This is a genomic window from Streptomyces sp. WY228 (genome assembly GCF_019287315.1).
Taxonomy (GTDB): domain Bacteria; phylum Actinomycetota; class Actinomycetes; order Streptomycetales; family Streptomycetaceae; genus Streptomyces; species Streptomyces caviscabies.
The window spans coordinates 1744962-1763299 of record NZ_CP079114.1 but is presented as its reverse complement, the minus strand read 5'-3'; the positions used below and the strand labels follow the sequence as shown (position 1 = coordinate 1763299).

At 71.5% G+C, this 18338-nt stretch carries 14 protein-coding genes; 11 read left to right on the top strand and 3 right to left on the bottom strand.

Translation table 11 applies throughout. The features are described from left to right. Positions 1–259: 259 nt before the first annotated feature. Positions 260–2242 carry a TerD family protein gene (locus KV381_RS07515; protein ID WP_218784943.1) on the top strand — a complete coding sequence of 661 codons (1983 nt, stop codon included), beginning with the start codon at positions 260–262 and terminating at the stop codon, positions 2240–2242. Positions 2243–2484: 242 nt separating this feature from the next. After that, positions 2485–3513, top strand: coding sequence for a TerC family protein (locus KV381_RS07510; RefSeq protein WP_030079528.1), 1029 nt, complete (start codon positions 2485–2487; stop codon positions 3511–3513). A gap of 108 nt (positions 3514–3621) precedes the next feature. Here KV381_RS07510 and KV381_RS07505 read toward each other — a convergent pair whose 3' ends face one another. Then, the gene (locus tag KV381_RS07505; RefSeq protein WP_030079526.1) at positions 3622–4278 is read right to left on the bottom strand and encodes an MBL fold metallo-hydrolase; all 657 of its coding nucleotides are present in this window, start codon (positions 4276–4278) and stop codon (positions 3622–3624) included. A gap of 10 nt (positions 4279–4288) precedes the next feature. After that, the gene (locus tag KV381_RS07500) at positions 4289–4978 is read right to left on the bottom strand and encodes a maleylpyruvate isomerase family mycothiol-dependent enzyme (RefSeq protein ID WP_098026948.1); all 690 of its coding nucleotides are present in this window, start codon (positions 4976–4978) and stop codon (positions 4289–4291) included. A gap of 176 nt (positions 4979–5154) precedes the next feature. On the opposite strand from KV381_RS07500, the gene uvrA reads away from it, so the two are divergent. Both uvrA and KV381_RS07490 read left to right on the top strand, forming a co-directional pair. After that, the gene (gene uvrA / locus KV381_RS07495) at positions 5155–8208 is read left to right on the top strand and encodes an excinuclease ABC subunit UvrA (RefSeq protein WP_030627513.1); all 3054 of its coding nucleotides are present in this window, start codon (positions 5155–5157) and stop codon (positions 8206–8208) included. Positions 8209–8428: 220 nt separating this feature from the next. Continuing rightward, on the top strand, positions 8429–8857 hold the full coding sequence (locus tag KV381_RS07490) for a Rieske (2Fe-2S) protein (protein ID WP_030079520.1): 429 nt from the start codon (positions 8429–8431) through the stop codon (positions 8855–8857). 34 nt (positions 8858–8891) lie between these two features. Here KV381_RS07490 and KV381_RS07485 read toward each other — a convergent pair whose 3' ends face one another. Further along, on the bottom strand, positions 8892–9818 hold the full coding sequence (locus KV381_RS07485) for a hypothetical protein (protein ID WP_030079518.1): 927 nt from the start codon (positions 9816–9818) through the stop codon (positions 8892–8894). A gap of 227 nt (positions 9819–10045) precedes the next feature. Between KV381_RS07485 and KV381_RS07480 the strand changes: the two genes are divergently transcribed. The 7 genes from KV381_RS07480 to gap all read left to right on the top strand — a co-directional run bounded on the left by KV381_RS07480 (position 10046) and on the right by gap (position 18083). Then, the gene (locus KV381_RS07480; protein WP_030079516.1) at positions 10046–10654 is read left to right on the top strand and encodes a papain-like cysteine protease family protein; all 609 of its coding nucleotides are present in this window, start codon (positions 10046–10048) and stop codon (positions 10652–10654) included. Between the two features lie 4 nt (positions 10655–10658). Next, positions 10659–11642 (top strand): hypothetical protein, encoded by a 984-nt coding sequence (locus KV381_RS07475; protein WP_218784942.1) that lies wholly within the window; start codon positions 10659–10661, stop codon positions 11640–11642. A gap of 131 nt (positions 11643–11773) precedes the next feature. Beyond that, a complete protein-coding gene (gene uvrC, locus KV381_RS07470) occupies positions 11774–13858 on the top strand; it encodes an excinuclease ABC subunit UvrC (RefSeq protein WP_030627510.1) in 2085 nt (694 codons plus the stop codon). Continuing rightward, on the top strand, positions 13855–14814 hold the full coding sequence (gene rapZ / locus KV381_RS07465) for an RNase adapter RapZ (RefSeq protein WP_030627508.1): 960 nt from the start codon (positions 13855–13857) through the stop codon (positions 14812–14814). The genes uvrC and rapZ overlap by 4 nt, the downstream gene beginning before the upstream one ends. Further along, positions 14811–15845 carry a uridine diphosphate-N-acetylglucosamine-binding protein YvcK gene (gene yvcK, locus KV381_RS07460; RefSeq protein WP_030078789.1) on the top strand — a complete coding sequence of 345 codons (1035 nt, stop codon included), beginning with the start codon at positions 14811–14813 and terminating at the stop codon, positions 15843–15845. Before rapZ ends, yvcK begins: the two co-directional genes overlap by 4 nt. Beyond that, positions 15836–16825, top strand: coding sequence for a DNA-binding protein WhiA (gene whiA / locus KV381_RS07455; RefSeq protein WP_030078784.1), 990 nt, complete (start codon positions 15836–15838; stop codon positions 16823–16825). Before yvcK ends, whiA begins: the two co-directional genes overlap by 10 nt. A gap of 247 nt (positions 16826–17072) precedes the next feature. Beyond that, positions 17073–18083, top strand: a complete 1011-nt coding sequence (gene gap / locus KV381_RS07450; RefSeq protein ID WP_030078781.1) for a type I glyceraldehyde-3-phosphate dehydrogenase — start codon at positions 17073–17075, stop codon at positions 18081–18083. Positions 18084–18338: the final 255 nt, after the last annotated feature.

Sequence of the window (18338 nt, the reverse complement as noted above, 5' to 3'; positions counted from 1 at the left end):
GGCACGAACGGCACGGCACGGCACGAACGGCACGGCACGGCACGAACGGCACGGCACGGCACGAACGGCACGGCACGGCACGAACGGCACGGCACGGCACGGCACGAACGGCACGGCACGGCACGAACGGCACGGCACGGCACGAACGGCACGGCACGGCACGAACGGCACGGCACGGCACGAACGCGACAGCACGAACGCGGTATCGCACGGCACCGCACCCACGGGCGCGCGGGCCATCGTCGAGGGGGACAGGGCAATGACGGCCGAACTGGTCCGGGGGCAGAACCACACCTTGCCCCAGACCCGTCTGGAGATCCGGGTGTCGGCGGGTACGCCCGTCGTGGCCGGAGCCACCCTCGGCGACGAGCGGGGCACGGTGCGCGGCGTCGAGTGGATCGCCCACCCCGTCTCGCCCCAGCTCTCCGGCATCGAGGTCTCCCGGCAGGCGGCGGCCGACCACCGGCTCGCCGTCGACCTGGAGGCCCTGCCCGACGGCGTCCACCGGGTCACCGTGCTGCTCGCGCTCCCCGTCGGAGTCGGCGGCCCGACCCGGTTCGGCGCCGTCCCCGCCCCCTTCGTCGCCGTCACCGGGCTCGACGGCGCCGAGATCGCCACCTTCACGCTGACCGGCCTGGACGCCGAGTCCGCCGTCAGCGCCCTGGAGCTCTACCGCCGCCAGGACGCCTGGAAGGTCCGCGCCGTCGGCCAGGGGTATGCCGGCGGGCTCGCCGAGATGCTCGCCGACCAGGGCGTGGCCGAGGCCGCCGGGCTGGCCGGATCCATCCAGGAGGCCGTCACCCGGAGCCTGGCCCGCTCGGTGGCCCCGCCGCCGCCCCGGACCCCGGGAGGCGACCGCGTACGCCGCACGACGGGCGCCGCCGACCACCGCCCGCCCACACCGCCCCCGGCCCCGGAGCCCCCCGAGCCGCTGACCGACCCGGCCGCCACCGGACCGGCGCAGACCGCCCGGCCGCACCCCGCCCCGGGACCGGCCGCCGCCGGGTCCGCCGGTGCCGGCCCCATCAACTACGCGCACCCGGGGCGGCAGCACGCCGCGCCTCCGACGCCGCCGCCCACCGCGCCGCCGGCCCAGCCCGGACAGCCCGCGCAGCCGGTCGCGGGCGACGCCACCGGCTGGTCGATGGACGAGCGCCTCTACAACCAGATCTGGGGCATGTTCGAGGACCTGGCCCGCGCCGTCGCCGCCTACCGCAGCGCCGTCGACTTCGCCGAGTCCCGGATGGACCAGGAGCTCGACCGGGCCCTGTCCGACCCGCGCAACCGGATCGGCGGCGCGGGCGACCGCGCCCGCGAGACGGCCCGCGCCAAGCGCGACGAGCTGACCTCACGGGCCCGGGAGGCCCTCGACCGCGATCTGGCCCAGCTGGCCGCCGAGTCGGCCGTCGTCGAACCCGCGCTGCCGGCCGCGTACGCCGGGTGGGGCAACCCCGTCTGGCACGCCCACCGCATCCCCATGGAGATACCGATGGCCCTGCGCATCGGCGACCTCCATCTTCCCGAGCGCACCGACCTGCGCATCCCGCTGCTCGTCCGGCTGCCGCTGGAGCGCGGGATCTGGGTGGACAGCGGCCGGGCGGCGTCCGAGGCGGCCGCCCTGATCGACACGGACCGGCTGCGCCGGCTGGCCATGGAGACCGCGGTCGCCCACGTGGCGCGGCTGCTCGCGGTGTATCCGCCCGGGGAGTTCGCGGTGCACGTCATCGACCCGGCGGGCTCGGCGGCCGGTCCGCTCGCGCCGCTGGTCGACGCGGGCGTCCTCGCCGGGCCGCCCGCCGCCGGACCGGGGGGAGTGGCCTCGGTCCTCGCCCACCTCACCCGGCGGGTGGACCTGGTGCAGATGGCGGTGCGGGCCGGGGCCGCCGACTCGCTGCCGCCCGACCTGGACACCGGGGAACAGCTCCTGGTGGTCAACGACTTCCCGCACGGCTTCGACGACCGGGCCGTCACCCAGCTCCGCTATCTCGCCGACGAGGGCCCCTCGGTCGGAGTGCATCTCCTGATGGTCGCCGACCGGGAGGAGGCCAGTGCGTACGGGCCGGTCCTCGACCCGCTGTGGCGTTCGCTGCTGCGGATCACCCCGGTCGCCGACAGCCACCTCGCCGACCCCTGGGTCGGGCACGCCTGGACGTACGAGCCGTCGGCGATCCCGCCGGGCAGTCGTGTCCTGGAGCAGGTCCTCGCAGCGGTGGCCGCCGCCCGCCGAGCCGCCGGCCGCTAAAGGTAAACCGCTCTGACCTGCCGTTTTGACGAGTTCTTTACTCTTCTCTTTACCTTTTCTTGGTGATTCCTGTACTGTTCGGGGCACGGAGGGGAGTACTCCTTACGCGACGTCCCGTCAATACGGACCGTTTTTCGGTCCCGGGGCGCCGGTCCAGGCGCGCACACCGCGCGCAGGGATGGAAGAGACCTCCGGCAGCGACGACGCTGATCCAGTTGCCGTAGCGAACTGCCGGAGGCGCAGTGGACGTTTCATGGACCGTTTGGGCCCTGACCATCTTTGGTCTGTCGGCCCTGATCGCCGTCGACTTCTTCATCGGGCGCAAGCCCCATGACGTGTCGACCAAGGAAGCCGGAATCTGGACGATCGTCTGGATCGCGCTGGCCGTCCTCTTCGGAGTCGGCCTCATGGTCTTCGGCGAGAGCCAGGCCTCCGGCGAGTTCTTCGCGGGATTCATCACCGAGAAGTCGCTGAGCGTCGACAATCTCTTCGTCTTCGTCCTGATCATGGCGAAGTTCTCGGTGCCCTCACACCTCCAGCAGCGCGTGCTGCTCATCGGTGTGCTCATCGCCCTGGTGCTCCGGGCGATCTTCATCGCCGCCGGCGCCGCCGTGATCGCGAACTTCTCGTGGGTGTTCTACATCTTCGGCGCGTTCCTGATCTACACCGCCTGGAAGCTCATCCAGGAGGCCCGGGCCGACGAGGACGAGGACGACTGGGAGGAGAACCGCCTCCTCAAGAAGATCGAGCACCGTTTCGGTGTCGCCGACCAGTACCACGGCACGAAGCTCTTCATCCAGAAGAACGGCAAGCGCATCCTGACCCCGCTGATGGTGGTCATGCTCGCCATCGGTATGACGGACGTGCTGTTCGCGCTGGACTCCATCCCGGCGATCTTCGGCCTGACCCAGGACCCGTACATCGTCTTCACGGCCAACGCGTTCGCGCTGATGGGTCTGCGCCAGCTGTACTTCCTCATCGGGGGTCTGCTGAAGAAGCTGGTCCACCTCAGCTACGGCCTGTCGGTGATCCTCGGCTTCATCGGCGTCAAGCTGGTGCTGCACGCCATGCACGAGTCCGGGGTGAACACGCCCGAGATCTCCATCCCCTTCTCGCTCAGCGTCATCGGCGGCGTCCTGGTGATCACCACGATCACCAGCCTCATCGCCAGCAAGAAGCAGGTGGCGGCCGAGGCGGAGGAGGCCGCGAAGGCCGCGAAGGCGGAGACCGCCGGCCCGGCCGACGAGGAGAGCAAGAGCATCAGCGGCTGACCCGGGGCCGCCCGGAGCGGCACAGGGGCACCACGGCGGCGGCCGGGGTGGAAACGGCGAAGGCCGTCCACCCCGGCCGCTTTCGCGTGATCCGGGAACCGTGGCGGGCTACCAGCCGCGGGCGCGCCACTCGGGCAGCTGGGGCCGCTCGGCGCCGAGCGTCGTGTCGTGCCCGTGGCCCGGATAGACCCACGTCTCGTCGGGCAGCCGGTCGAACAGCTTCGTCTCGACGTCGTGCAGGAGGCTCGCGAAGGCCTCGGGGTCGTCATGCGTGTTCCCGACGCCGCCGGGGAAGAGGCAGTCCCCGGTGAACAGGTGCGGGGCGCCGTGCGGGTCGTCGTAGACCAGCGCGATGGAGCCCGGGGTGTGACCGGTCAGATGGCGGGCGGTCAGCTCGACCCGGCCGACGGTCACGGTGTCGCCGTCCTCGACCAGGACATCGGTCGGCACCGGGATGCCCTCGGCGTCGTGGCGGCCCGCGTACGTCCGGGCGCCGGTCGCCCCGACCACCTCGGCCAGCGCCTGCCAGTGGTCCCCGTGCCGGTGGGTGGTGACGACGGACGCGATGCCGTCGTCACCGATCAGCGCGAGCAGGGTCTCCGGCTCGGCGGCGGCGTCGATCAGCAGCTGCTCGCCGGTCGCCCGGCAGCGCAGCAGATAGGCGTTGTTGTTCATCCCGCCGACGGCGACCTTCGAGATCATCAGATCCGTCAGTTCGTGCACGCTCGCCGGTCCGCCGACCTTCACCGCTCCGCTGTACGTCATACGGCTCAGCCTATAGCGGGGGCAGGGCGGGCAGCGGGCCTCCGGCCACCGTCAGGGCGGAGCCGTCCCGGCGGCCGCAGAGCCAGCCCATCAGCTCGGCGGCGGGCCCCTGCACCGTCACCAGGGCGCTCGGCGGGCCGCCGCCCGTGCTCCAGGTGCGGCCGTCCTGATCGGTCAGCGCGGTCGCGGGCACGTCCTGGTTGCCCGAGAAGCGGTCCGTCAGGAACGCGATCTCCCGCGACACGAACTCCGCGGGCAGGTCCTCCAGCTCGTAGCCGATGTCGAGGTCGACGTGGTGGATCTCCACCTCGATCAGCCGCCGGAAGGGCACCCGGGCCGCGGAGTCCGTCACGCCGTTGCGCAGGGTGACCGTACGGGACCAGTCGGCCGGTTCGGCGGCGACCGCCAGGAAGCCGTCCGCGCTCTCCCGCAGGTCGGTCAGCTGCTCGTGCGCCGGGCGCGGGGCGCCGTCGGCGATGTCGGCGTCCCGGGTTTCGCTGCTCGCGTACATCGGGAGGCCCCGGAGAACATTTCCGAGCGCGTCGGCGTTACGTGACAGGTGGGCCAGAACGTGGCCCCGACTCCATCCGGGCAACCGTGACGCTCCGGCGACCGAGACGTTGTCCAGTTTGCCGACTGCGTCGAGCAGCCGTTCGGTCGCCCCGCGTACAGCTCCCAGGTCGTGCGCATGATCAATCATGCGACCGAGCCTAGCTCCGCCACTCATTCGGGTGAAGGAGTCGACGGTCGGCCGTAAATCGAATGTGCGTGCTATACGCTCGGAATCGAAAGCTTCGTACACCGCTGTGGCGCCCCCCATACCCTGGGAGAGGGGCTCAGTTCCCCCAGCTTCTCTCTAGAAAGGTGCGGACCGGCGTGGCCGACCGTCTCATCGTCCGTGGCGCGCGCGAGCACAACCTGAAGAACGTCTCGCTCGACCTGCCCCGCGACTCCCTCATCGTCTTCACCGGGCTCTCCGGGTCGGGCAAGTCGTCCCTCGCGTTCGACACGATCTTCGCGGAGGGCCAGCGCCGCTACGTGGAGTCGCTCTCCTCGTACGCCCGGCAGTTCCTCGGCCAGATGGACAAGCCGGACGTCGACTTCATCGAAGGCCTCTCCCCGGCGGTCTCCATCGACCAGAAGTCGACCTCGCGCAACCCGCGCTCGACGGTCGGCACCATCACCGAGGTCTACGACTACCTCCGGCTGCTCTTCGCCCGGATCGGCAAGCCGCACTGCCCCGAGTGCCACCGCCCCATCTCCCGGCAGTCCCCGCAGGCCATCGTCGACAAGGTCCTCGGCCTGCCCGAGGGCAGCCGCTTCCAGGTCCTCTCGCCGCTGGTGCGCGAGCGCAAGGGCGAGTTCGTCGACCTCTTCGCCGACCTCCAGACCAAGGGCTACAGCCGCGCCCGGGTCGACGGCGAGACCATCCAGCTCGCCGAGCCGCCCACGCTCAAGAAGCAGGAGAAGCACACCATCGAGGTGGTCGTCGACCGCCTCACCGTCAAGGACAGCGCCAAGCGCCGGCTGACCGACTCGGTCGAGACCGCGCTCGGCCTCTCCGGCGGCATGGTCGTGCTCGACTTCGTCGACCTCCCCGAGGACGACCCCGAGCGCGAGCGGATGTATTCCGAGCACCTCTACTGCCCGTACGACGACCTCTCCTTCGAGGAGCTGGAGCCGCGCTCCTTCTCCTTCAACTCGCCCTTCGGCGCCTGCCCCGACTGCACCGGCATCGGCACCCGCATGGAGGTCGACCCGGAGCTGATCGTCCCGGACGAGGAGAAGTCCCTCGACGAGGGCGCGATCCACCCCTGGTCCCACGGCCACACCAAGGAGTACTTCGGCCGCCTCATCGGCGCGCTCTCCGAAGCCCTCGGCTTCCGTACGGACATCCCCTGGGCCGGGCTGCCGCAGCGGGCCAAGAAGGCCCTGCTCTTCGGCCACAAGATCCAGACCGAGGTCCGCTACCGCAACCGCTACGGGCGCGAGCGCGCCTACACCACCCCCGCCTTCGAGGGCGCGGTGCAGTTCGTCAAGCGGCGGCACACCGAGGCCGAGAGCGACTCCAGCCGGGAGCGCTTCGAGGGTTACATGCGCGAGGTGCCCTGCCCGACCTGTGAGGGCACCCGGCTCAAGCCGATCGTCCTCGCGGTGACGGTGATGGAGAAGTCCATCGCCGAGGTCGCCGCCATGTCGATCAGCGAGTGCGCCGAGTTCCTGGGCCGCCTCAAGCTGAACGCCCGCGACAAGAAGATCGCCGAGCGGGTGCTCAAGGAGGTCAACGAGCGGCTGAAATTCCTCGTCGACGTCGGCCTGGACTATCTGTCGTTGAACCGCGCGGCCGGCACCCTGTCCGGCGGCGAGGCCCAGCGCATCCGGCTCGCCACCCAGATCGGCTCCGGCCTGGTCGGCGTGCTGTACGTCCTGGACGAGCCGTCCATCGGCCTGCACCAGCGCGACAACCACCGGCTGATCGAGACCCTGGTCCGGCTCCGCGACATGGGCAACACGCTCATCGTCGTCGAGCACGACGAGGACACCATCAAGGTCGCGGACTGGGTCGTGGACATCGGCCCCGGCGCCGGAGAGCACGGCGGCAAGGTCGTCCACTCCGGCTCGCTCAAGGAGCTGCTGGCCAACAAGGACTCGATCACCGGCCAGTATCTGGCGGGCAAGCGGTCCATCCCGACGCCGGACATCCGCCGCCCGGTCGACCCGGCCCGCAGCCTCACCGTGCACGGCGCCCGGGAGAACAACCTCCAGGACATCGACGTCTCCTTCCCGCTCGGCGTCCTCACCGCCGTCACCGGCGTCTCCGGGTCCGGGAAGTCGACCCTGGTCAACGACATCCTCTACACCCACCTGGCCCGCGAGCTGAACGGCGCCAAGTCGGTCCCCGGCCGGCACACCCGGGTCGACGGCGACGACCTCGTCGACAAGGTCGTGCACGTCGACCAGTCGCCGATCGGCCGGACGCCCCGGTCCAACCCGGCGACGTACACCGGAGTCTTCGACCACGTCCGCAAGCTCTTCGCCGAGACGATGGAGGCGAAGGTGCGCGGCTATCTGCCGGGCCGCTTCTCCTTCAACGTCAAGGGCGGCCGCTGCGAGAACTGCTCCGGCGACGGCACCATCAAGATCGAGATGAACTTCCTGCCGGATGTCTACGTCCCGTGCGAGGTCTGCCACGGAGCGCGCTACAACCGGGAGACCCTGGAGGTCCACTACAAGGGCAAGTCCATCGCCGAGGTACTGGACATGCCGATCGAGGAGGGCCTGGAGTTCTTCGAGGCCGTCCCGACGATCGCCCGCCACCTCCGCACGCTCAACGAGGTCGGCCTCGGCTATGTGCGGCTGGGCCAGTCCGCGCCGACCCTCTCCGGCGGTGAGGCGCAGCGCGTCAAGCTGGCGAGCGAGCTCCAGAAGCGCTCCACCGGCCGCACGGTCTACGTCCTGGACGAGCCGACCACCGGTCTGCACTTCGAGGACATCAGCAAGCTGATCACCGTGCTCTCCGGCCTGGTGGACAAGGGCAACACCGTGATCGTCATCGAGCACAACCTCGATGTCATCAAGACCGCCGACTGGGTCGTCGACATGGGCCCCGAGGGCGGCAACGGCGGTGGCCTGGTGGTCGCCGAGGGAACGCCGGAGCAGGTCGCCTCGGTGCCCGCCAGCCACACCGGGAAGTTCCTCCAGTCCATCCTGGACGCGGACCGGATCAGCGAGGCGGCGGTGCCCTCCGGACGCGGGACGGCCCGCAAGGCGACCGCCCGCACGACCGCCCCGGCGAAGAAGACGGCCGCCGCGGCCAAGAAGGCCACGGGCGCCAAGGCGAACGCCTCGGGCGCCAAGGCCACCACGGCCAAGGCGGTCACCGGCAAGAAGGCCGCCGCGAAGAAGACCACCCGCGCTCGCAAGGCCTGAGCGAAGGAGCGACGACGGCGGCCCCCGCAGGACGAAGGGGGCCGCCGTCGCGCGTCGGCGCCGAGCGGTCCGGCCCGGTCGCAGGGGATCCGGTCCCCGCCGGTATCGTCGGTTCTGTCACCGGCACGCGGGGCCGCCGTCGCCGCCCCGCCCGTCCGGCGACCCGATCCACCCTGGGATCCGCCGTGATCCACCCCGAACAACGACCCGTGGAGCCCGCATGCCCGGTCTGCCCGCCGCCCGCCGTACCGTGCTGAAGGGTGCCGCGCTCGCCGGTGCCGCAGGGCTGGGAGCGGCCGCCTGCTCCACCGATTCCAAGCTCGGCCACGCCAAGAACCCCACGCCCACCGCACCCGTCGACCTCGGGGCCGCCTCCGAGGTGCCCGTCGGCGGAGCCAAGCTCTACCGCGAGCAGCGCCTGGTCGTCGTCTGCCCGGCGAAGGGCGAGTACAAGGCGTTCTCCGCCCAGTGCACCCACGGCGGCTGCGTCCTGGACAAGGTCGAGGGCACCGAGGGCCACTGCCCCTGCCACGGCAGCCGCTTCGACATGACCACGGGCCAGCCGGTGAAGGGCCCGGCCACCGTGCCGCTGCCCGCCGTCCCGGTCACCGCCGAGGGCGGAAAGCTCGTCGCGGGCCCCGACGCCTGAGCCTTCCGACTCCCGGGACCGGACGCCGGGTCGTTCACTCCCAGTCCCAGTCGATCCCGATCAGGCCCGGCCGTACGCCCTCCTCCACCAGGTGCACGGTCCGGTGCCGCCCGGTCAGCGTGAGGTCGCCGCGGGCCCCGCGCACCGCCCCCGCCGACGCCTGGGCGAACCGGCGGCACCGCACCGGGAGCGCCCCCTCGTCGAAGCCGACCTGGAGCACGTACTGGCCGCCCCCGAAGGTGAAGCCGCGCACGTACTCACCGCTGGTCCCGCCCGTACCGTCGTCGAAGCCGTAGCCGAAGAGATACGTCTCACCGGATCGCAGCCGGGTGTCGAAGAGCAGCTCCGCCACCAGCACCCCCGCCTCCCGGTCCCAGCGGATCCGGCCCGTCCGGCAGTTCTCCAGGGCCCGCACCGCGATCCGCGACGGATCGCAGCCGGGGTCGCCCCGGTGCACCGCGAGATAGCGGTCGACGCCGTCGCGGTGCGCGCGCACCACATGCCGCGACGTGCGGCCCGCCAGCTCGCGCCGCGCCCCGATCCGTACCCGCTCCTGGTGCCCCACGGTGTGCAGCCCGCCGTCCACGGGTGACTCCATCGCCGCGAGCAGCCGCTCCACCGAGCCCGACGCCTCCATCAGCGAGCGGTACGAACGGGTCGCCGGACGGTCGCCCTCCGCCGGGGCGTCGCCGTCCCGCAACAGCCTCAGCAGCGAGTCGTCCGGCAGCGCGAGGACCTCCTCCAGCGCCCGCACCGCCCGCAACGACTCGGCCCGCCGGGGGCGGCGCACCCCCTGCTGCCAGTAGCTGAGGCTGGTCACCCCGAGTTTGACGCCCCGGTGCGCCAGATGGTGCTGCACCCGCTGGAGCGGCAGCCCGCGCACGGACAGAGCGGTGCGCAACGCCAGATGGAACGGTCCGGTCCGCAGTACCTGCGCCAGTTCGGTCTCGGTCTGCCGCATGGCGGGCCTCCGGTGAACGTTCACGTGGGGAGTGGCGACACCGGCCCCCGGGGGATGCGGGGGAGCAGGTGACCGGGGCGGGGCCGTTCACATGGACGCCGTGCCGTTCACACCGTGATGTCACCTCGCATTGAAGCGTGTTGACCTGCTCCGGACAACGCCGGATGCTCATCGTCAGCGTCCGGACGCGCTCCTCCGATCCCCACCCCCGCCTTGGGAGGAACGCCATGCGCAACCGAAGAGTCAGGCCCGGAAGGTTCTCGATCCCCGCCCTCCTGGCCGCCCTCCTGCTCGCCGTCCCCGCGGGCACCGCCACCGCGGCCCAGGCGCCGGCCGGAGCCGGCTCCACCGTCGCCGCCGCCCAGCGGCTCGACATCACCATGCAGGCACAGCAGCAGACCAACTGGTGCTGGGCCGCCGCGGGCAACACCATCGCCTCCTGGTTCGGCCGCACCTACTCCCAGAACCAGTTCTGCAACGCCTCCTTCAACCGCGGCCAGAACACCCAGTGCCCCAACTGGCAGGCCACGCTCGGCAACGCCCAGACCGGTCTGTCCTGGGCCGGGATCAGCCCCGGCAGTTACGTCACCGGCTGGCTGCGCTACCCGACCGTGCAGGCCGAGATATCCGCCCGGCGCCCCATCGAGACCCGTATCCAGTGGTCGTCCGGCGGCGGCCACATGCATGTCGTCTACGGGTACGACGACGCCAACAGCTGGGTCTACTGGGGCGATCCATGGCCCTCCAGCAACCGCTACAACTGGGCCTCGCACGCCTGGTACGTCAACAACAACGAGTTCTCCTGGACCCACTCGCTCTACCGGATCGGGGCGTGAGGACATGAACTCCACCACCCGGCGCACCGACACCGCCCGGCGCACCACCGCCCGCCGCATCGCCGTCGCCACCGCCCTCACCGGCGCCGCCCTGTTCACCGCCGCCGCCCCCGCCCTCGCCGACGACGGCCCGGCGGCAGCGCCGAAGCTCACCGCGGCCACCCTCGAAGCGGCTCACGAGGCCGCGACCGAGCCGGCGACGCTGGACACCCTGTCCCGGTTCTTCGCCCGGGAGTCCGCGGTGAGCAGGGCGGAGGCGGCCCCCCGGATCACGGGGAAGGCGGTCCCCGTCCGTACGCTCTCCGCCGCGTTCGTCGCCGGGAAGCCCGGGGCCGCCCCGAGCACCCTGGACTACCTGGCCACCACCGCCGTCTCCTCCGACGGACAGAAGGCCTCCCTGTGGACCGTCCCCGCCGGAACCGGAACCGGGAGCGGCGGCGACTGGCAGGTGGTGAACATCGCCACCGGCGACGACGAGGCCCGCTACACCGCACAGGGGGCCCGCGCCCTGCCCGGCGGCACCGTGTTCCGCGAACCGCAGATCGACGCCTGGTACGTCCACGACGGCTCCCGGGTCCTCCCGCTCGACGAGGACGCGACGACCGCCGTCGGAGCGAAGGGCACCACGCTCGACGCCTACCGGAACCGGGTGCGGAAGGCCTACGGGGACAAGCTGCCCGGCTCCGCATACGCCCGCTCCGGCAAGGCGGGCGGCTACGGCCCCGAGGCGGCCGGCGGACCCGCACCCGCCCCCGGCCCGGTCCAGGGCCCGGTCGCCGGCCCGGTCGCCGGCCCGGCCGCCGGTCAGGCCCCGGACACCGCCGCCGGCCCCGCGCTCGCCGGAGCGGCGACCGGATCGCCGGACACGGCCCTGACCGCCGTCTCCACCACCGCCGGAGCCGGGGCGCTGCTCGCCCTGGCGCTGTGCGGGGCGGCCGCCGTACGCCGCCGGAGCCGTACTGGGCGATCCCCGGCCGCGGACGCCTGAGCGGCGGCGTCACCGGGCCCGCGGGCCCGCGCTCCGGGGTGCGCACACCCCACGGCACCCCGGAGCGCGGCACCGCCCCGGCACCACCCGAGGACGACGCACTGTCACTGCCCGCAAGTAGGGTGTGAGACATGGCAGACCCCTCCAGCTACCGCCCCAAGCCGGGACAGATCCCCGACTCCCCGGGGGTCTACAAATTCCGCGACGAGCACCGCCGGGTGATCTACGTCGGGAAGGCCAAGAACCTGCGCCAGCGCGTGGCCAACTACTTCCAGGACCTGGCGAACCTCCATCCGCGGACGCGCACGATGGTCACCACCGCCGCCTCCGTGGAGTGGACGGTCGTCTCCACCGAGGTCGAGGCGCTCCAGCTGGAGTACTCCTGGATCAAGGAGTTCGACCCCCGGTTCAACGTCAAGTACCGCGACGACAAGAGCTATCCGTACCTCGCGGTCACGCTCAACGAGGACTTCCCCCGCGTCCAGGTCATGCGCGGCGCCAAGAAGAAGGGCGTGCGCTACTTCGGTCCGTACGGCCACGCCTGGGCGATCCGCGAGACCGTCGACCTGATGCTCCGCGTCTTCCCCGTCCGCACCTGCTCCGCCGGGGTGTTCAAGAACGCCGCGCGCACCGGCCGCCCCTGCCTGCTGGGGTACATCGGCAAGTGCTCGGCCCCCTGCGTCGGCCGGGTCACCCCCGAGGAACACCGCGAGCTGGCCGAGGACTTCTGCGACTTCATGGCCGGGCGCACCGGCACCTACATCCGCCGCCTGGAGAAGGACATGATGCAGGCGGCCGAGGAGATGGAGTACGAGCGGGCCGCCCGCCTCCGCGACGACGCCGAGGCCCTCAAGCGGGCCATGGAGAAGAGCGCCGTCGTCCTGGCCGACGCCACCGACGCCGACCTGATCGCCGTCGCCGAGGACGAGCTGGAGGCCGCTCTCCAGATCTTCCACGTACGCGGCGGCCGGGTGCGCGGCCAGCGCGGCTGGGTCACCGACAAGGTCGAGGCGGTCGACACCTCCGGCCTCGTCGAACACGCCCTCCAGCAGCTGTACGGGGAGGAGCGCGGCGACGCCGTCCCCAAGGAGGTCCTGGTCCCGGCCCTGCCCGAGGACACCGAAGCGGTCTCCCAGTGGCTCGCCGAGCGCCGTGGCTCCCAGGTCAGCCTGCGCATCCCGCAGCGCGGCGACAAGAAGGACCTCATGGTCACCGTCCAGCGCAACGCCCAGCAGGCGCTCGGGCTGCACAAGACCAAGCGCGCCTCCGACCTGACCACCCGCTCCCGCGCCCTGGAGGAGATCGCCGAGGCGCTCGGCCTGGACACCGCCCCGCTGCGCATCGAGTGCTACGACATCTCCCACCTCCAGGGCGACGACGTGGTGGCCTCCATGGTGGTCTTCGAGGACGGCCTCGCCCGCAAGAGCGAGTACCGCCGCTTCCAGATCAAGGGCTTCGAGGGCCAGGACGACGTCCGCTCGATGCACGAGGTGATCGGCCGCCGCTTCAAGCGCTACCTCCAGGAGAAGGAGCGCACGGGGGAGTGGGAGGAGCAGCCGACGGACACCACAGCCGACGGGCCCGCCCCCACCGGGCCCGCCCCCACCGGACCCGCCCCCACCGGACCCGCTCCGGGCCCCGTCCCCGCGCTCGCCCCGGCAGCCGAGGACGGCGAGCCCCGGGAGGACGACGGCCGGCCCAAGCGGTTCGCCTACCCGCCGCAGCTCGTCGTCGTCGACGGCGGACAGCCGCAGGTCGCCGCCGCCCGGCGCGCCCTGGACGAGCTGGGCATCGACGACATCGCCGTCTGCGGACTCGCCAAGCGCCTCGAAGAGGTCTGGCTCCCCGGTGACGACGACCCCGTGGTCCTGCCCCGCTCCAGCGAGGGCCTGTACCTCCTCCAGCGCGTCCGGGACGAGGCCCACCGCTTCGCCATCACCTACCAGCGCGCCAAACGCGCCAAGCGCATCCGCTCCAGCCCCCTCGACGACGTCTCCGGCCTCGGCGAGACCCGGAAGCAGGCTCTGATCAAGCATTTCGGCTCGGTGAAGAAGCTCCGGCAGGCGACAATCGACGAGATCTGCGAGGTGCCCGGGATAGGGCGAAGGACGGCGGAATCGGTGGCCGCGGCCCTCGCCTCGACCGCTCCCGCGGCGCCTGCCGTGAACACGGCCACAGGAGAGATCATTGAAGAGGACGACGGGGGCAGCTCATGACCGAGAACAGCCACGAGACCGCACAGAACACCGCAGACCGAGCAGACGGAGCAGCAGACGTGAGTACGAACACCCCGAACGAGACGGGTGAGGCGGCCATCCCCGAGCTGGTGATCATCTCCGGGATGTCGGGCGCCGGCCGCAGCACCGCCGCCAAGTGTCTGGAGGACCTCGGCTGGTTCGTCGTCGACAACCTGCCGCCCGCGCTGATCCCCACCATGGTGGAGCTCGGAGCCCGCTCGCAGGGCAACGTGGCCCGGATCGCCGTCGTCGTCGACGTGCGCGGCCGGCGCTTCTTCGACAACCTCCGCGAATCCCTCGCCGATCTGGAGGCCAAGCACGTCACCCGGCGGATCGTCTTCCTGGAGTCCTCCGACGACGCCCTCGTGCGCCGCTTCGAGTCCGTCCGCCGCCCGCACCCCCTCCAGGGCGACGGGCGCATCGTCGACGGCATCGCGGCCGAGCGCGACCTGCTGCGCGAGCTGCGCGGCGACGCCGACCTGGTCATCGACACCTCCAGCCTCAACGTGCACGAGCTGCGGGCCAAGATGGACGCCCAGTTCGCGGGCGAGTCGGAGCCGGAGCTGCGGGCCACGGTGATGTCCTTCGGCTACAAGTACGGCCTGCCGGTCGACGCCGACCTGGTCGTCGACTGCCGCTTCCTGCCCAACCCGCACTGGGTCCCCGAGCTGCGCCCCTTCACCGGCGTCAACCCGGAGGTCTCCGACTATGTCTTCGACCAGCCGGGAGCCAAGGAATTCCTCAACCAGTACACCGAACTGCTCCAGCTGATCGCCGCCGGCTACCGCCGCGAGGGCAAGCGCTACGTCACCATCGCGGTGGGCTGTACCGGTGGCAAGCACCGTTCCGTCGCCATGTCGGAGAAGCTCTCGGCCCGCCTCGCCGCCGAAGGCGTCGAGACCGTCCTCGTGCACCGGGACATGGGGCGAGAGTGACCGGACGCAATCTGCGGATGCGGCGCCTGAGCCGCGCCACCTCGGCGCTCTCCGGCCGCAAGCGCGGTGCCCAGCCCAAGGTCGTCGCGCTCGGCGGCGGCATGGGTCTCTCGGCGTCCCTGGCGGCGCTGCGCCGGATCACCGGCGACCTCACGGCCGTGGTCACCGTCGCCGACGACGGCGGCTCCAGCGGCCGGCTGCGCGAGGAGCTGGGCGTCCTGCCCCCCGGCGACCTGCGCAAGGCGCTCGCCGCGCTGTGCGGCGACGACGACTGGGGCCGCACCTGGTCCCGGGTCATCCAGCACCGCTTCGAGTCCAAGGGCGACCTCCACGAACACGCGGTCGGCAATCTGCTGATCGTGGCCCTGTGGGAACAGCTCGGTGACCATGTCCAGGCGCTCGACCTGGTCGGCAAGCTGCTCGGCGCGCACGGCCGGGTGCTGCCGATGTCGGCCGTCCCACTGGAGCTCCAGGCGCTGGTCAAGGGCCACGACCCCGACCTGCCCGACGCGATCGTCACCGTGCGCGGCCAGGCCACGGTGGCGCTCACGCCCGGCGAGGTGCAGTCCGTGCACGTGGTCCCGCCCGACCCGCCGGCCGTCCCGGAGGCCGTGGAAGCGGTCCTGGACGCCGACTGGGTGGTCCTCGGCCCCGGCTCCTGGTTCTCCTCCGTGATCCCGCACCTGCTCGTGCCGGAACTGCTCGACGCACTGGTCACCACGAAGGCCCGCAAGGTCCTCTCGTTGAACCTCGCGCCCCAGCCCGGTGAAACAGAAGGCTTCTCACCGCAGCGTCATTTGGAGGTTTTGGGACGACACGCCCCTAAACTCGCCTTGGACGTGGTGCTGGCCGATGAGGCCGCCGTGCCCGACCGTGAGTCCCTCGCCGATGCCGCAGAACGGCTCGGAGCCGCGGTCGAGCTGGCGCCGGTGGCATCGCCCGACGGCGTTCCGGTCCATGATCAGGAGCTGTTGGCCGCCGCGTACGACCGTATTTTTCGGATGCATGGAAGGATCGGCCCATGGCGATGACGCCAGCGGTGAAGAACGAAATCTCTCATCTTCCCGTCACCCGGACCTGCTGCAGGAAAGCAGAGGTCTCGGCGATTCTTCGGTTCGCGGGCGGGCTGCACCTGGTGAGCGGCCGGATTGTGATCGAGGCGGAGCTGGACACCGGCAACGCCGCCCGCCGCCTCAAGCGCGACATCCTGGAGATCTTCGGGCACAGCTCGGAGCTGATCGTGATGGCCCCCGGCGGACTGCGGCGCGGCTCGCGCTATGTCGTACGGGTGGTGGCGGGCGGCGACCAGCTGGCCCGCCAGACCGGTCTGGTGGACGGCCGCGGCCGTCCGATCCGCGGGCTGCCCCCGCAGGTGGTCTCGGGGGCCACCTGCGACGCCGAGGCCGCCTGGCGCGGAGCCTTCCTCGCCCACGGTTCGCTCACCGAGCCCGGCCGCTCCTCCTCGCTGGAGGTCACCTGCCCGGGCCCGGAGGCGGCTCTCGCCCTGGTCGGGGCGGCCCGCCGGCTCTCCATCGCCGCCAAGGCCCGCGAGGTGCGCGGCGTGGACCGGGTGGTCGTCCGCGACGGCGACGCGATCGGCGCCCTGCTGACCCGGCTCGGCGCGCACGACGCGGTGCTGGCCTGGGAGGAGCGGCGGATGCGGCGCGAGGTCCGCGCCACGGCCAACCGGCTCGCCAACTTCGACGACGCGAACCTGCGCCGCTCGGCCCGCGCGGCGGTCGCCGCCGGGGCCCGGGTCGGGCGGGCGCTGGAGATCCTCGGCGAGGAGGTCCCCGAGCACCTCGCCGCCGCGGGGCGGCTGCGCATGGAGCACAAGCAGGCATCGCTGGAGGAGCTGGGCGCGCTCGCCGACCCGCCGCTGACCAAGGACGCGGTCGCCGGCCGGATCCGCCGACTGCTGGCGATGGCCGACAAGCGGGCCCAGGATCTGGGCATCCCCGGCACCGAGTCGACGCTCAGCGACGAGCTCGCCGACGGCCTGGTCGGCTGACCTGCCGACTCGGCGGCGAGCGCGGGACGTTGGTCCCGGACCCGCCGGGACCAACGTCCCGGCGGGCGTGACGGAGGCCCGTGCACCTACTGGTGAGTACGGGCCTCCGGCCGTATCCGGTGGCGCGTAGGGCCCCTCTCGATGTCACTCCCGAGCCCGTGGAGAGGTAGGGTCGGAAGCGGTCGGGGACATCCCTATACAACTCGCCGGCGTCGAAAACCGGCGTACCTAACGAGGAGATCGGTTCGTGACGATCCGCGTAGGCATCAACGGCTTCGGCCGCATCGGTCGCAACTACTTCCGCGCGCTGCTCGAGCAGGGTGCGGACATCGAGATCGTGGCTGTCAACGACCTGGGTGACACTGCGACCACGGCCCACCTGCTGAAGTACGACACCATCCTGGGTCGTCTCAAGGCAGAGGTCAGCCACACCGCCGACACCATCACCGTCGATGGTCACACCATCAAGGTGCTCTCGGAGCGCAACCCGGCCGACATCCCCTGGGGTGAGCTGGGCGTCGACATCGTCATCGAGTCGACCGGCATCTTCACCAAGAAGGCCGACGCCGAGAAGCACATCGCAGGCGGCGCCAAGAAGGTCCTCATCTCGGCTCCGGCCAAGGACGAGGACATCACCATCGTGATGGGCGTCAACCAGGACCAGTACGACGCGGCCAACCACAACGTCATCTCCAACGCCTCCTGCACCACCAACTGTGTGGCGCCGATGGCCAAGGTTCTCGACGAGAACTTCGGCATCGTCAAGGGCCTGATGACGACGGTCCACGCGTACACCAACGACCAGCGGATCCTGGACTTCCCGCACTCGGACCTGCGCCGCGCCCGCGCCGCCGCCGAGAACATCATCCCGACCACCACCGGTGCCGCCAAGGCCACCGCCCTGGTCCTCCCGCAGCTCAAGGGCAAGCTCGACGGCATCGCGATGCGCGTCCCGGTCCCGACCGGCTCCGCCACCGACCTGGTCGTCACCCTCCAGCGCGAGGTCACCAAGGACGAGGTCAACGCCGCGTTCAAGAAGGCCTCCGACGACGGCGCCCTCAAGGGCTTCCTGACGTACACCGAGGACCCGATCGTCTCCTCGGACATCGTCGGCGACCCGTCGTCCTGCACCTTCGACTCCTCCCTGACCATGGTCCAGGAGGGGAACTCGGTGAAGATCCTCGGCTGGTACGACAACGAGTGGGGCTACTCCAACCGTCTCGTCGACCTCACGGTCTTCGTCGGCGAGCAGCTCTGATCCTCGGGTCGGCAGGCACATCGATGTGAGCGAAGGGGCTCGACCGGCGCAACGACGCGCGGGTCGAGCCCCTAGGTCGTGTCGACAGACTGCCGTCTGCCGCGCGACGCCTGGCACGCACGCTCGCAGCGTTGCCGAAACGGCCAAGTAGCTCCGCTACGAGGCCATTCCGGCGCCTTGCGATCGCACGCACCAGACGCCGCGCGGCCCGGCCTCCGGCCGGACGACGGCAGTCTGTCGACACGACCTAGCATG